The organism is Shigella sp. FC1567 (assembly GCF_001743015.1).
Taxonomy (GTDB): Bacteria; Pseudomonadota; Gammaproteobacteria; order Enterobacterales; family Enterobacteriaceae; genus Escherichia; species Escherichia coli.
This window is the reverse complement of record NZ_MIIV01000003.1, coordinates 1-14850: the sequence shown is the minus strand read 5'-3', so window position 1 is coordinate 14850 and position 14850 is coordinate 1. Positions and strand designations below refer to the sequence as shown.

At 52.1% G+C, this 14850-nt stretch carries 17 protein-coding genes and 2 pseudogenes; 5 read left to right on the top strand and 14 right to left on the bottom strand.

Annotated features, from left to right (window positions below; translation table 11 throughout):
• The 9 genes from BHE85_RS00290 to fkpA all read right to left on the bottom strand — a co-directional run.
• A partial coding sequence (locus tag BHE85_RS00290) for a GTP-binding protein (RefSeq protein ID WP_000031690.1) occupies positions 1-309 on the bottom strand: 309 nt, incomplete at its 3' end.
• 70 nt (positions 310-379) lie between these two features.
• Positions 380-2494, bottom strand: a complete 2115-nt coding sequence (gene fusA / locus BHE85_RS00285; protein ID WP_000124700.1) for an elongation factor G — start codon at positions 2492-2494, stop codon at positions 380-382.
• Between the two features lie 96 nt (positions 2495-2590).
• On the bottom strand, positions 2591-3061 hold the full coding sequence (gene rpsG / locus BHE85_RS00280; RefSeq protein ID WP_001138043.1) for a 30S ribosomal protein S7: 471 nt from the start codon (positions 3059-3061) through the stop codon (positions 2591-2593).
• A gap of 96 nt (positions 3062-3157) precedes the next feature.
• The gene (gene rpsL / locus BHE85_RS00275; RefSeq protein ID WP_000246815.1) at positions 3158-3532 is read right to left on the bottom strand and encodes a 30S ribosomal protein S12; all 375 of its coding nucleotides are present in this window, start codon (positions 3530-3532) and stop codon (positions 3158-3160) included.
• A gap of 125 nt (positions 3533-3657) precedes the next feature.
• Positions 3658-3945, bottom strand: coding sequence for a sulfurtransferase complex subunit TusB (gene tusB, locus BHE85_RS00270; RefSeq protein WP_000903377.1), 288 nt, complete (start codon positions 3943-3945; stop codon positions 3658-3660).
• Positions 3946-3952: 7 nt separating this feature from the next.
• Positions 3953-4312, bottom strand: a complete 360-nt coding sequence (gene tusC, locus BHE85_RS00265) for a sulfurtransferase complex subunit TusC (RefSeq protein WP_000820720.1) — start codon at positions 4310-4312, stop codon at positions 3953-3955.
• A complete protein-coding gene (gene tusD / locus BHE85_RS00260) occupies positions 4312-4698 on the bottom strand; it encodes a sulfurtransferase complex subunit TusD (protein WP_001209714.1) in 387 nt (128 codons plus the stop codon). The genes tusC and tusD overlap by 1 nt, the downstream gene beginning before the upstream one ends.
• Positions 4698-5420 carry a helix-turn-helix transcriptional regulator gene (locus BHE85_RS00255; protein WP_000091466.1) on the bottom strand — a complete coding sequence of 241 codons (723 nt, stop codon included), beginning with the start codon at positions 5418-5420 and terminating at the stop codon, positions 4698-4700. Before BHE85_RS00255 ends, tusD begins: the two co-directional genes overlap by 1 nt.
• A gap of 166 nt (positions 5421-5586) precedes the next feature.
• On the bottom strand, positions 5587-6399 hold the full coding sequence (fkpA, locus tag BHE85_RS00250) for an FKBP-type peptidyl-prolyl cis-trans isomerase (RefSeq protein WP_000838261.1): 813 nt from the start codon (positions 6397-6399) through the stop codon (positions 5587-5589).
• A gap of 220 nt (positions 6400-6619) precedes the next feature.
• Here fkpA and BHE85_RS00245 point away from each other — a divergent pair, with 220 nt between their 5' ends.
• Entirely contained in the window at positions 6620-6838 is a 219-nt protein-coding gene (locus tag BHE85_RS00245; protein WP_001153616.1) for a protein SlyX, read from the top strand.
• Between the two features lie 48 nt (positions 6839-6886).
• Here BHE85_RS00245 and slyD read toward each other — a convergent pair whose 3' ends face one another.
• From slyD to kefG, 4 genes are all read right to left on the bottom strand, one after another.
• Complete coding sequence (gene slyD, locus BHE85_RS00240; protein WP_000861334.1) at positions 6887-7477, bottom strand: peptidylprolyl isomerase; 591 nt, start codon at positions 7475-7477, stop codon at positions 6887-6889.
• Between the two features lie 94 nt (positions 7478-7571).
• The gene (locus tag BHE85_RS00235; RefSeq protein ID WP_001007730.1) at positions 7572-7772 is read right to left on the bottom strand and encodes a YheV family putative zinc ribbon protein; all 201 of its coding nucleotides are present in this window, start codon (positions 7770-7772) and stop codon (positions 7572-7574) included.
• A 9-nt stretch (positions 7773-7781) separates the two neighbouring features.
• Positions 7782-9593, bottom strand: a complete 1812-nt coding sequence (gene kefB, locus BHE85_RS00230; RefSeq protein ID WP_000399134.1) for a glutathione-regulated potassium-efflux system protein KefB — start codon at positions 9591-9593, stop codon at positions 7782-7784.
• Entirely contained in the window at positions 9593-10144 is a 552-nt protein-coding gene (gene kefG / locus BHE85_RS00225; RefSeq protein ID WP_004986770.1) for a glutathione-regulated potassium-efflux system ancillary protein KefG, read from the bottom strand. Before kefG ends, kefB begins: the two co-directional genes overlap by 1 nt.
• 125 nt (positions 10145-10269) lie before the next feature.
• On the opposite strand from kefG, the gene BHE85_RS00220 reads away from it, so the two are divergent.
• From BHE85_RS00220 to BHE85_RS00205, 4 genes and pseudogenes are all read left to right on the top strand, one after another.
• A complete protein-coding gene (locus BHE85_RS00220; RefSeq protein WP_000634835.1) occupies positions 10270-12183 on the top strand; it encodes an ABC transporter ATP-binding protein in 1914 nt (637 codons plus the stop codon).
• Positions 12183-13204: pseudogene (locus tag BHE85_RS00215) on the top strand (hydrolase). The gene BHE85_RS00220 and the pseudogene BHE85_RS00215 overlap by 1 nt, the downstream one beginning before the upstream one ends.
• On the top strand, positions 13198-13416 hold the full coding sequence (locus tag BHE85_RS00210; RefSeq protein WP_000907085.1) for a YheU family protein: 219 nt from the start codon (positions 13198-13200) through the stop codon (positions 13414-13416). The pseudogene BHE85_RS00215 and the gene BHE85_RS00210 overlap by 7 nt, the downstream one beginning before the upstream one ends.
• A gap of 53 nt (positions 13417-13469) precedes the next feature.
• The gene (locus tag BHE85_RS00205) at positions 13470-14339 is read left to right on the top strand and encodes a phosphoribulokinase (protein ID WP_001274680.1); all 870 of its coding nucleotides are present in this window, start codon (positions 13470-13472) and stop codon (positions 14337-14339) included.
• A gap of 54 nt (positions 14340-14393) precedes the next feature.
• Here BHE85_RS00205 and BHE85_RS00200 read toward each other — a convergent pair.
• A pseudogene (locus BHE85_RS00200) lies at positions 14394-14657 on the bottom strand (OsmC family protein); the annotation flags it as partial.
• Between the last annotated feature and the right edge of the window lie 193 nt (positions 14658-14850).

The following is a 14850-nucleotide window of genomic DNA, read 5'->3' as shown; positions in this document are numbered from 1 at the left end:
GATCGCGCCGTCCATCTGAGCAGCACCGGTGATCATGTTTTTAACATAGTCGGCGTGCCCCGGGCAGTCTACGTGTGCGTAGTGACGGGTCGGGGTGTCATATTCAACGTGAGAAGTGTTGATGGTGATACCACGAGCTTTTTCTTCCGGCGCGTTATCGATCTGGTCGAATGCACGAGCAGCACCGCCGTAGGTTTTAGCCAGTACGGTGGTGATTGCAGCGGTCAGAGTAGTTTTACCGTGGTCAACGTGGCCGATAGTACCAACGTTAACGTGCGGTTTTGTACGTTCAAATTTTTCTTTAGACACGGCTATATTCCTTACTATAGTGCTCTCCCCTTCAGGAGAGAGCACGGGACTTTGGTATTAACCCTTAGGCTTATTTACCACGGGCTTCAATTACGGCCTGAGCAACGTTACTCGGCGCTTCATCATACTTCAGGAATTCCATAGTGTATGATGCACGACCTTTGGTCAGAGAACGCAGCTGAGTTGCGTATCCGAACATTTCAGACAGCGGTACTTCAGCGTGGATCTTAACGCCAGTAACTTCAGATTCCTGACCTTTGAGCATACCACGACGACGGCTCAAGTCACCGATAACGTCACCGGTGTTCTCTTCCGGAGTTTCTACTTCAACCTTCATGATCGGCTCAAGCAGAACTGGTTTCGCTTTCTTAAAGCCTTCTTTAAAGGCGATAGAAGCAGCCAGTTTAAACGCCAGTTCAGAGGAGTCAACGTCATGGTAAGAACCGAAGTGCAGACGAATACCCATGTCTACTACCGGGTAGCCTGCCAGCGGACCTGCTTTCAGCTGTTCCTGGATACCTTTATCAACGGCCGGGATGTATTCGCCAGGGATTACACCACCTTTAATGTCGTTGATGAACTCGTAGCCTTTCGGGTTTGAACCCGGCTCCAGCGGGTACATGTCGATAACAACATGACCATACTGACCACGACCACCAGACTGTTTCGCGTGTTTACCTTCAACATCGGTAACTTTCTGGCGGATAGTTTCACGGTAAGCAACCTGCGGTTTACCTACGTTCGCTTCAACGTTGAATTCACGCTTCATACGGTCAACGATGATGTCGAGGTGCAGTTCGCCCATACCCGCGATGATTGTCTGGTTAGATTCTTCGTCAGTCCATACACGGAAAGACGGGTCTTCTTTAGCCAGACGGCCCAGAGCCAGACCCATTTTTTCCTGGTCAGCTTTGGTTTTCGGTTCAACTGCGATGGAGATTACCGGCTCAGGGAATTCCATACGTTCCAGAATGATCGGCGCATCCGGGTCACACAGGGTGTCACCAGTGGTTACGTCTTTCAGACCGATAGCAGCAGCGATGTCGCCCGCGCGAACTTCTTTGATCTCTTCACGTTTGTTAGCGTGCATCTGAACGATACGACCGAAACGCTCACGTGCAGCTTTCACGGAGTTCAGTACGGTATCACCAGAGTTAACCACACCGGAGTAAACACGGAAGAAGGTCAGGTTACCAACAAACGGGTCGGTAGCGATTTTGAACGCCAGTGCAGAGAACGGCTCGTCATCACTTGCGTGACGTTCAGCCGGAGTGTCTTTACCGTCGTCCAGGATACCGTTGATCGCAGGTACGTCAACCGGGGATGGCAGGTAATCAATTACCGCATCCAGCATCGCCTGAACACCTTTGTTCTTGAACGCAGAACCACAGGTTACCAGGATGATTTCGTTGTTCAGAACGCGCTGACGCAGAGCACCTTTGATTTCTGCTTCAGTCAGTTCTTCACCACCCAGGTATTTTTCCATCAGCTCTTCAGAAGCTTCAGCTGCGGATTCGATCAGGTTCTGGTGCCATTCGTTAGCCAGTTCAACCATGTCTGCCGGGATATCTTCGTATTCGAAGGTTACGCCCTGGTCAGCGTCGTTCCAGTTAATAGCTTTCATTTTCACCAGGTCAACAACACCGGTGAAATGTTCTTCAGCACCAATCGCCAGCTGCAGCGGAACCGGATTCGCGCCCAGACGGGTTTTGATCTGGTTAACAACTTTCAGGAAGTTCGCACCCATGCGGTCCATTTTGTTAACGAACGCAATGCGCGGAACTTTATATTTGTTTGCCTGACGCCATACGGTTTCAGACTGCGGCTGAACACCACCAACTGCGCAGTAAACCATTACCGCACCATCGAGAACACGCATGGAACGTTCTACTTCGATTGTGAAGTCAACGTGCCCCGGGGTGTCGATGATGTTGATGCGATGCGGCTCATACTGCTTAGCCATACCAGACCAGAATGCAGTAGTCGCAGCGGAAGTGATGGTAATACCACGTTCCTGCTCCTGCTCCATCCAGTCCATGGTTGCAGCGCCGTCATGAACTTCACCTATTTTATGGTTTACACCGGTGTAGAACAGAATACGTTCGGTAGTAGTGGTTTTACCGGCGTCGATGTGCGCACTGATACCGATGTTACGGTAGCGTGCGATGGGTGTTGTACGAGCCATTTGTTTCCTCGTTTATCTTTTAGGCGTTCAATTTAAGTAGCCCAAAGCGGGCTGCTTACTGGAAGCGCCCGCCTGGTGACTAAAACTCCGAAGGGATTACCAACGGTAGTGTGCGAACGCCTTGTTGGCTTCGGCCATACGGTGAACGTCTTCACGTTTCTTAACTGCAGTACCTTTGTTTTCTGCAGCATCAGAAAGTTCGTTCGCCAGGCGCAGAGCCATGGATTTATCACCGCGTTTACGAGCAGCTTCAACGATCCAACGCATTGCCAGAGCATTACGACGAACCGGACGGACTTCAACTGGTACCTGATAAGTAGAACCACCAACGCGGCGAGACTTAACTTCTACAGTCGGGCGCACGTTTTCGAGAGCTACTTCGAATGCTTCCAGTTCAGATTTACCAGAGCGCTGAGCCAGGGTCTCCAGCGCGCTGTATACGATAGATTCAGCAGTAGATTTTTTACCATCTACCATCAGGATATTTACAAATTTAGCCAGCAGTTCTGATCCGAACTTCGGATCCGGCAGAATTTTACGCTGACCAATGACGCGACGACGTGGCATGGAAATACTCCGTTGTTAATTCAGGATTGTCCAAAACTCTACGAGTTTAGTTTGACATTTAAGTTAAAACGTTTGGCCTTACTTAACGGAGAACCATTAAGCCTTAGGACGCTTCACGCCATACTTGGAACGAGCCTGCTTACGGTCTTTAACGCCGGAGCAGTCAAGCGCACCACGTACGGTGTGGTAACGAACACCCGGGAGGTCTTTAACACGACCGCCACGGATCAGGATCACGGAGTGCTCCTGCAGGTTGTGACCTTCACCACCGATGTAGGAAGTCACTTCGAAACCGTTAGTCAGACGAACACGGCATACTTTACGCAGCGCGGAGTTCGGTTTTTTAGGAGTGGTAGTATATACACGAGTACATACGCCACGTTTTTGCGGGCATGCTTCCAGCGCAGGCACGTTGCTTTTCGCAACTTTGCGAGCACGTGGTTTGCGTACCAGCTGGTTAACTGTTGCCATTAAATAGCTCCTGGTTTTAGCTTTTGCTTCGTAAACACGTAATAAAACGTCCTCACACAATATGAGGACGCCGAATTTTAGGGCGATGCCGAAAAGGTGTCAAGAAATATACAACGATCCCGCCATCACCAGGCCATCTGGCTGGAGTGCTTAACCGTAAGTCTGACGAAATCAGTATAGTCAATGGGAATGATGTCGTTCGAAATTTGACCAGTCAAACCGCGGGCAATAAGGTCTTCGTTCAGGGCATAGACCTTAATGGGGGCATTACGCAGACTTTCAAGGTAGCGGTTACCGTCAACTGCGGCAGTTACGCCATCTTGCAATAATAGCAGTTCGTCTCCTTCACTGAGCAGACGCAGCAGCGCAGCAAAATCCGTCAGCCAGGGTGAACGATGTAACGTGTGCAGCATAAACGCCTCAAAACCTCAAAATAACATCGTAGTTGGCGAGTTCGCGGCGTAAGGCATCTGCTTCGAGCGGCGTGGCTTCGACAACAAAGGGTGTCTGCGGATCTAACCCGCGTTCGCGCAGTGAAGCCGCACAAACCCAGCACTGTTCAATGTCGTACAGACCCAACAATTTAAAAGTGGCAATGTAATCACGCGCCAGCACTGCATCGGGCTTTTGTCCTGACAGCAGCTGAAAAACGCCATCAGCAATAAAGAAGACGGCCAGATCGTCAGTTAATGCGGAAGTTGCCAGTAAAGCATCTAAACCTTCCCGACCAGCAGCTGTACCATGAGGTGCAGTAGAAAAAACAAACGCAATTCGTTTCATCAGAACTGTACCACCCTGTCACAGGTCAGCGAGGCTTCCGCCAGCGCGCCAAGTCCGCTTAAGGTAAATCCCGGCTGAAGGTTTGACGAAGCCAGCCCCAGCCTTCCTGCTTCAGTTTCATCGACGATACCGCGGCGTAACGCTGCCGCTACGCAGATATTCAGCGCCACACCATGTTGCGCATTCAACTGTTGCCAGCCGCGCACAAGGTCAAATTCGTCACTTGCCGGTGAGGTCAATTGGTTAGCGTTATAGACCCCTCCCCGATAGAAAAAGACGCTGCTTAACTCATGGCCTTCTACTATCAGCGCCTGCGCAAACTGAAAAGCACTACTCGCCTGTTGCGTACCGTATGCTGGCCCGGTCACCACGATGGCAAAACGCATTACTTATCTTGCCCCTGGAAATCACCGCTCTTGAACTGGCGGATGTAGAGATAGACAGTGTGTTTGGAGATGTTCAGGCGGTCAGCAACCTGGTTGATCGCATCTTTAATATCGAAGATCCCTTTCTCGTAGAGATTCAGCACGATCTGACGATTTTTGGCGTTATTAGAAACATTGCGATCGGCATTCACTTCTTCGATGGTGAACTCCAGCGTTTGGGTAACCAGATCTTCAACAGAAGAGGCAAAGTTGACGCTTGAACCGACATCCGGGGTTTCTGGCGGCACAAAAGTGCTCATAATCTGCGAGAAGGGAACATCAAGATTCATATTGATGCACAGCAGACCAATTACACGCTGTTCGCGGTTACGAATCGCGATAGTCAGGGACTTCATTAATACGCCGCTTTTGGCGCGAGTAAAGTAGCATTTAGAAACGCTGCTATCCGCTCCCGTCATATCGTGCAGCATACGTAGCGCCAGGTCAGTAATTGGCGAACCAATCTTCCGGCCTGTATGTTCACCGTTAGCAATGCGAATGGCTGAACATTTTAGATCCTGCAAAGAGTGCAAAACGATTTCACAGTGGGAGCCAATAAGCATCGCTAACCCGTCCACCACCGCTTCGTAGGATTTCAGAATATCAAAATCGGTCTGGTCGAAAGGACGTTGATCCAGTAAATCCAACTCACTGGTTTCGTTGGTTAAAAGCGACCTGGACATGAAAAAAAACACTCCTTTTCAGGAGCCTGTCGTTAACTTTTCAGGGCAGGCTCATTAATGATGCGGGTAACTAAATTAATACAGCGGAGGTTCCGCTTTCCAGCACTAATTATATCCGGCCTGTAATAAAAAAACCGCCGCCTGGTCAGGCGGCGGTTCTTAATGCTTATTTTTTAGCAGAATCTGCGGCTTTCGCATCAGCTTCCGGCTTTGCATCAGCCTTCGGTGCTGGTTTCACATCCAGCAGCTCTACGTCAAACACCAGGGTAGAATTCGGTGGGATCCCCGGAACACCCGCTTTGCCGTAAGCCAGTTCTGGTGGAATAACCAGTTTGATCTTACCGCCTTTCTTGATGTTCTTCAGACCTTCTGTCCAACCCGGGATAACACCGTCCAGACGGAAAGAAAGCGGTTCACCACGGGTGTAAGAGTTGTCGAACTCTTTACCGTCGATCAGCGTACCTTTGTAGTTCACTACAACAGTATCGCTGTCTTTCGGTGCTTCGCCTTTACCGGCTTCTACTACCTGATAAACCAGACCAGTTGAAGAGGTTTTCACACCTTTCTCTTTGGCAAATTTCTCGCGGTACTCTTTACCTTTTGCTTCGTTATCAGCCGCGTCTTTTTCCATCTTCGCCTGAGCAGAAGACTTCACGCGAGCTTCGAATGCTTGCAGAGTCTGTTCGATCTCTTGGTCGGAGAGTTTGCTCTTATCAGCAAATGCATCCTGAACACCAGCGATCAGCTGATCTTTATCCAGTTTGATGCCCAGTTTTTCTTGTTCTTTAAGAGAGTTTTCCATGTAACGACCCAGCGAAGCACCCAGTGCATAAGCTGATTTCTGATCGTCATTTTTGAACGCTGCTTTGCTGTCAGCAGTTGTAGCAGGTTTTGCAGCTTCAGCAGCAAAAGTGATTGGTGCATGCAGGGCAACGGCCATTGTGGTCGCCAGCAGCGTTACTTTAAACAGTGATTTCATCCATATCTCCAGGATCGGGGCATCTCACCCCAGGGTTAACTATTATCAGAAGGGTACTATAAAGCGTTGTCGAACAAATCTACATACAGACACGCCCTATTATCATCTATTTTCAGACTCTTTTTGTTTAAATTAGTTTCGATGACCGCGAAATGAGTGCTGTCTCGGGCAGCAAAGTTAAGTAGAATCCGCGGCAACCATTCGACAAAAGAGGTGAATCATGCAGGATTTATCATTGGAAGCACGCCTGGCAGAGCTGGAGAGCCGACTGGCTTTTCAGGAAAGCACCATTGAAGAACTGAACGTCACGGTGACCGCTCATGAAATGGAGATGGCGAAACTGCGCGATCATCTGCGTCTGCTGACCGAGAAGTTAAAAGCCAGCCAGCCGTCGAACATCGCGTCGCAGGCTGAAGAAACGCCACCGCCACATTATTGAGGCGTAAAAAAAGCGGGGATTCCCCGCTTTTTTGTCACCTTTTCGGTATTAGTGGCAACCACAACCGCCGTTGCCTTTACCGCCACAGCAGCCTTCGCCACCGTGTTCATGACCGTGATCGTGGCCATGACCGCCGCAGCAACCGTCGTGGTCGTGATCGTGGTGATGATCGTGCGCGCCGTGAACGTGACCATGAGCCAGTTCTTCTTCGGTCGCTTCACGAATCGCCACAACCTCAACGTTGAATTTCAGGTTCTGACCGGCCAGCATGTGGTTACCATCAACCACTACGTGATCGTCTTCAACCGCAGTGATTTCAACCGGTACCGGCCCCTGGTCGGTTTCAGCCAGGAAACGCATACCTACCTGCAGTTCATCAACGCCCATAAATACGTCTTTAGGAACACGTTGCACCAGGTTTTCGTCGTACTGACCGTAAGCGTCGTTCGCGCCAACAGCGACATCAAATTTGTCGCCAACTTCATGACCTTCCAGCGCCGTTTCCAGGCCAGAGATCAGGGAACCGTGACCATGCAGGTAGTCCAGCGGCGCACTCACCGGAGACTCATCAACCAACACACCGTCTTCTGTACGTACCTGATAGGCCAGGCTGACCACCAGGTCTTTTGCTACTTTCATGATATCTCCTGAGCATGGGAAGAATAGTGGCGCAGATTGTAGCGGAATTCTGCAGCCGTGTACTCACTAGCTTAAAAAAACTCGGCGCATATCGCTAGTCCGGATGAAAAATCCCGATCACTTGCTCATCTTTGCGAACGTGATCGCGGGCTTCTTTGTCTGCTTCTCGCATCTGATGTCCGCACTTAACGCATTCAACAATATCAATATTATTTTCGCGCCACATCGCCATTGAATCCTGTGCCTGACAGGCCGGGCATTTTGCGCCCGCAATAAAACGTTTTCGGATTGCCATCTTTACCCTCTACTCAAATTCATCCCAGCCGTCCAGCTGGCGTCGTTCTTGTTGCATTTCACGCTGGAAAATCTCTTCCAGTTCGCGTCGGGCTTCCCTGGCGCGAGAAATTTGTACAGTATCGGCATGCATTGGGATGAGCTCTCGCAGCATCCGCATATCCAGGCGGCGAAAATGCAGTTGCGCCCGCTGCGCCTGATGCGGATGCATCCCAAGCGTGACCAAAGTCTTGCGCCCCAGCTCTAACGCACTGGAGAATGTTTCACGGGAAAACTGCGTCACCCCTGCCTGTAATAACTCATGCGCTTCCACACGTCCGCGCGCTCGCGCAAGAATATGCAAATGCGGAAAGTGCTGCTGGCATATTTCCACCAGCTTCATGGTGTCTTCCGGCTCGTTACAGGTAATGACGATAGACTCAGCGGCCTCTGCACCCGCAGAACGTAATAGATCGACCTGCGTGGCGTCGCCGTAATAAACTTTGTAGCCATATTTACGCATCAGGTTAACGGCGCTGATATCCCGCTCCAGCACGGTAATGCGCATTTTATTTGCCATCAGCAAACGACCAATCACCTGACCAAAACGCCCGAAGCCCACGACAATGACCTGGGGTTTATCATCGTTGACCCACGGTTTTTCGTCTTCTTCTTCCGGTCCGTTAAACTGGCGGGATAACCATTTATCCACCAGCTTCATCAGCAACGGCGTGGTCATCATGGAAAGCGTCACCGTCACCGTCACCAGCAACAGCGCCATCTGGTCGCCCTGGAATAAACGTTGTGAAGAAGCGGTAGAAAAGAGGACAAAGGCAAACTCACCGCCCTGACTCAACACGCCAGCAAACTGCATCCGCTCTGAGCTACGCACGCCATACAATCGCGCCAGCAGATACAGCACGAGAATTTTCACCGCCACCAGCACAACCACGCTTATCACTACCCACAACAGATGGGTATAAAGCACCCCGAGGTTGAGCGACATGCCGACAGAGATAAAGAACAAACCGAGCAGCAAGCCTTTGAAGGGATCGATAGCCGTTTCCAGTTCATGGCGATATTCACTTTCCGCCAGCAGCACGCCCGCAATAAATGTACCGAGCGCCATCGACAGCCCCAGCGCATCCATAAACAATGCGGAACCCAACACCAGCAGCAGCGTCGCGGCGGTGAACACTTCCCGCACGCCAGAAGCTGCAATAAAGCGGAATACCGGACGCAGTAAATAGCGCCCACCAATCAGCATGCCGACAAACGCCAGCACCTTCATGCCGATCTTCATCCAGTCGAAATGTTCGTCTGCCGACCCCGCCAACAACGGCACTAACGCCAGTGCTGGGATCACTGCCAGATCCTGAAACAGCAGAACCGAAAACCCGAGCTGGCCGGATTCGCTGCGATTCATCCCTTTCTCACGCATCAATTGCAACGCCATTGCAGTTGAAGACATCGCAAGGCCAATGCCACCGACCACCGCCGCCTGCCAGGCGAAATCCGTCAGCATCAATAATCCCGCCAGCAACGCCGCGCTTAACAGCACCTGTGCCGCGCCTACGCCAAAAATCGAACGCCGCAGTTGCCAAAGTTTGGAGGGATTCAACTCAAGGCCGATGATAAACATCAGGAATACCACGCCGAGTTCCGAAAAGTGGAGGATCTCATCGACGTCGCTAATAAACCCCAGCCCCCACGGGCCAATTGCAATCCCTGCCAGCAAATATCCCAACACAGCGCCAATCCCCAGCCGCGATGCCAACGGCACCGCAGCCACCGCCGCGAAGAGAAACAGCACTCCTGCGAGTAAAAAATCGGAACCTTCCATCAGCGGCCTCCTGGAGACAGCGGATTTGCCAGCCAGTCACCGTAGGCTCTGGCGTGGTTCGCCAGCTCCTTTGCACTTTGCCGTCTCGCCCAGTAAATAATGATGGGACTTAACCAATGCATCCGGCACATGCCCGCCGCCAGTTCAAAGGGGCGCAGCACATCGCTCATCGGGTAGCGATTCAGCGCGTCATAACGGTAAGCACTTTCCGGCTCGCCGGTGGTAATCACGTTACGCCAGTACTTTCCCGCCAGTTGGTTTCCTCCCGGCCCGCTGGCAAAACCACGACTTAATACCCGGTCCAGCCACTCTTTCAGTAGCGCCGGGCAGCTATAGGTATAAAGAGGATGCTGAAAGACAATCACCTCGTGCTCGCGCAGTAATGCCTGCTCACGGGGGATATCAATAAAAAAATCGGGATAGTGCGCGTAAAGGTCGTGCACGGTAACATTGCTGAGCTGCGTGGCCGGTTTAAGCAGTACCCGGTTTGCCACCGAGTCCTGAGATTCCGGATGGGCATACAGCAGCAAAACTTTCGCTGGCTGAGACATCATCCCCCTCCCGGTATGGTTTTTGTGTATAGTCGCTGTTTTGGGCTACCATTGCGCCCGGTGCGGCAGCTCGCCCATACATTATCATAATGATAAGTTAACATAGTCTGAACATACGGCGCCTTATGATTGTTTTCTCCTCGTTACAAATTCGTCGCGGCGTGCGCGTCCTGCTGGATAATGCCACCGCCACCATCAACCCTGGGCAGAAAGTCGGCCTGGTGGGTAAAAACGGCTGTGGTAAATCTACCCTGCTGGCATTGCTGAAAAATGAAATCAGCGCCGACGGCGGCAGCTACACCTTTCCGGGAAGCTGGCAACTGGCGTGGGTGAATCAGGAAACGCCGGCGTTATCGCAAGCGGCGCTGGAATATGTCATTGACGGCGACCGTGAATATCGTCAACTGGAAGCGCAGCTGCACGACGCCAACGAACGTAACGACGGGCACGCCATTGCGACCATTCATGGCAAGCTGGATGCTATTGACGCATGGAGTATTCGCTCCCGTGCCGCCAGCCTGCTGCACGGCCTCGGTTTCAGCAATGAACAACTGGAGCGCCCGGTAAGTGATTTCTCCGGTGGCTGGCGTATGCGTCTTAACCTTGCCCAGGCGCTGATTTGCCGTTCAGACTTGCTGCTGCTCGACGAACCGACTAACCACCTCGATCTCGATGCCGTTATCTGGCTGGAAAAATGGTTGAAGAGCTATCAAGGCACGCTGATCCTGATCTCTCACGACCGCGACTTCCTCGATCCGATCGTTGATAAAATTATTCATATCGAACAACAAAGCATGTTCGAGTACACCGGCAACTACAGTTCGTTTGAAGTACAGCGCGCCACCCGTCTGGCGCAACAACAAGCGATGTATGAAAGCCAGCAGGAACGCGTGGCACATCTGCAAAGTTATATCGACCGTTTCCGTGCCAAAGCCACCAAAGCGAAGCAAGCCCAGAGCCGCATTAAGATGCTTGAGCGTATGGAGCTGATTGCCCCCGCGCACGTCGACAACCCGTTCCGCTTTAGCTTCCGCGCGCCGGAAAGCCTGCCAAATCCGTTACTGAAGATGGAAAAAGTCAGCGCGGGCTATGGCGATCGCATTATTCTCGACTCGATTAAACTGAACCTGGTGCCCGGCTCGCGCATTGGTCTGTTAGGCCGCAACGGCGCGGGTAAATCGACATTAATCAAACTGTTAGCCGGTGAACTTGCGCCAGTCAGCGGTGAAATTGGTCTGGCGAAAGGGATCAAGCTCGGCTACTTCGCCCAGCATCAACTTGAATACCTGCGCGCCGACGAATCACCTATTCAACATCTGGCACGTTTAGCGCCGCAGGAGCTGGAACAAAAACTGCGTGACTACCTCGGCGGCTTTGGTTTCCAGGGCGATAAAGTAACCGAAGAAACGCGCCGCTTCTCCGGTGGGGAAAAAGCCCGCCTGGTGCTGGCATTAATTGTCTGGCAGCGTCCGAATCTGCTGCTGCTCGACGAACCGACTAACCACCTTGACCTCGACATGCGTCAGGCACTCACCGAAGCATTAATCGAGTTTGAAGGCGCGCTGGTTGTCGTTTCGCACGACCGTCATTTGCTGCGTTCCACCACTGACGATCTCTACCTGGTTCACGATCGTAAAGTCGAACCGTTCGACGGCGATCTGGAAGATTATCAACAGTGGTTGAGCGACGTACAAAAGCAGGAAAACCAGACCGACGAAGCGCCAAAAGAGAACGCGAACAGCGCCCAGGCACGTAAAGATCAGAAGCGTCGGGAAGCGGAGCTGCGTGCGCAAACCCAGCCGCTGCGTAAAGAGATTGCCCGTCTGGAAAAAGAGATGGAGAAGCTGAACGCGCAACTGGCGCAGGCGGAAGAGAAACTCGGCGACAGCGAACTGTATGACCAGAGCCGTAAAGCGGAGTTGACCGCCTGCCTGCAACAGCAAGCCAGCGCCAAATCCGGCCTGGAAGAGTGCGAAATGGCGTGGCTGGAAGCCCAGGAGCAGCTTGAGCAGATGCTGCTGGAAGGCCAAAGCAACTGATGGCGCAGATAACGACGACCGATGCCAATGAATTCAGCAGCAGTGCTGAATTCACCCCTATGCGCGGCTTTAGCAATTGTCATCTACAAACTATGCTGCCGCGTTTGTTTCGTCGTCAGGTGAAATTCACCCCGTACTGGCAGCGGCTGGAGTTGCCCGACGGCGATTTTGTCGATCTCGCGTGGAGTGAAGCCCCTGCACAGGCTCGGCATAAACCGCGTTTAGTGATATTTCACGGGCTGGAAGGCAGTCTCAATAGCCCTTACGCCCACGGTCTGGTTGAGGCGGCGCAAAAGCGCGGCTGGCTGGGCGTGGTGATGCATTTTCGCGGATGCAGCGGTGAACCAAACCGTATGCACCGCATTTACCATTCGGGCGAAACCGAAGACGCCAGTTGGTTTTTACGCTGGCTGCAACGCGAATTTGGTCATGCGCCAACGGCTGCCGTCGGCTATTCGCTCGGCGGTAATATGCTGGCCTGTTTGCTGGCAAAGGAAGGCAATGATCTCCCGGTTGATGCGGCGGTGATTGTCTCTGCGCCGTTTATGCTGGAAGCCTGTAGCTATCATATGGAAAAGGGCTTTTCCGCGTTTATCAGCGTTACTTGCTGAACCTGTTAAAAGCCAATGCCGCGCGCAAGCTGGCAGCCTACCCCGGAACGCTGCCGATTAATCTCGCGCAGTTAAAATCGGTACGTCGCATCCGTGAATTTGACGATCTAATCACCGCCAGAATTCACGGCTACGCCGACGCTATCGACTATTATCGTCAGTGTAGCGCCATGCCGATGCTGAACCGGATCGCCAAACCGACGCTGATTATTCACGCCAAAGACGATCCGTTTATGGATCATCAGGTGATCCCGAAACCGGAAAGTCTCCCCTCGCAGGTGGAGTATCAACTGACTGAACATGGCGGTCATGTTGGCTTTATTGGCGGTACATTACTTCATCCGCAAATGTGGCTGGAGTCACGCATTCCTGACTGGTTAACAACGTATCTGGAGGCGAAATCATGTTGATTCCGTGGCAAGACCTCTCCCCCGAAACGCTGGAAAATTTAATTGAAAGCTTTGTGTTACGTGAAGGCACCGATTATGGTGAACATGAGCGTACACTTGAACAGAAAGTCGCCGACGTCAAACGCCAGCTACAGTGCGGAGAAGCGGTGCTGGTATGGTCGGAGCTGCACGAAACGGTCAATATTATGCCGCGCAGTCAGTTTCGCGAATAACCTGCAACCGTCGGCGGACGAGATAATAATGATAGCTAAGTCATGGAGTTACTATGTCTGCCAAACATCCGGTCATTGCGGTAACAGGATCCAGCGGCGCGGGGACCACCACCACCAGCCTCGCGTTTCGTAAAATATTCGCGCAGTTAAATCTGCATGCAGCTGAGGTGGAAGGCGACAGTTTTCACCGTTACACCCGCCCGGAAATGGACATGGCGATCCGCAAAGCGCGCGACGCCGGGCGGCATATCAGCTACTTCGGCCCCGAAGCGAACGACTTCGGCCTGCTGGAACAAACCTTCATTGAATACGGTCAGAGCGGCAAAGGGAAATCTCGCAAATATCTGCATACCTACGACGAAGCCGTACCGTGGAATCAGGTACCGGGAACATTCACCCCCTGGCAACCTTTACCAGAACCCACTGATGTACTGTTTTATGAAGGTTTACACGGCGGCGTAGTCACGCCACAGCATAACGTTGCGCAGCATGTGGACTTACTGGTCGGCGTAGTGCCTATCGTTAACCTTGAGTGGATTCAAAAACTGATCCGCGACACCAGCGAGCGCGGGCACTCACGAGAAGCAGTGATGGACTCAGTAGTGCGTTCAATGGAAGACTATATCAACTACATCACACCGCAGTTTTCCCGCACCCATCTTAACTTCCAGCGCGTTCCCACCGTCGACACTTCAAACCCGTTCGCGGCAAAAGGTATCCCGTCGCTGGATGAAAGCTTTGTGGTGATCCATTTTCGTAATCTGGAAGGGATCGATTTCCCCTGGCTGCTGGCGATGTTGCAAGGCTCATTCATTTCCCACATCAATACGTTAGTGGTACCGGGCGGCAAAATGGGTCTGGCAATGGAATTAATTATGCTGCCGCTGGTGCAACGATTGATGGAAGGAAAGAAAATCGAGTAACTCTGCTATTACGCCGGATAAAATACTATCCGGCTTCACAACGGGATAGTTAAATCACGCGGCAACCACTTCATACGAGTGAGTAATATTCACCGCTTTTTCCAGCATCAACGCCACTGAACAATATTTCTCGGCAGAGAGATCAACCGCACGCGCAACCGCTGCGTCTTTCAGGTCGCGACCGGTGACGATAAAATGCAGATTAATGTGCGTAAACAGGCGTGGTGCCTCTTCGCGGCGTTCAGAGGTCAATTTTACTTCACAATCGACCACATCCTGACGCCCTTTTTGCAGGATCGAAACCACATCGATGGCACTGCCCCGTTACTTTATTCGTACCCCTTATAATGGGGTGTTAGCCAGCCAGACCCGGCATGATTACTGCCCCCAGTCGTCCATGATCCGGGGGGGTGATGTCACCGGGTCTGGTGGGGCGCTGGTAACCGCTAATAGGGGTCAGGTCAGGCACTTTTGCCGGGACCGTCTGTAACGTGGATGCCGGTACCTGCTC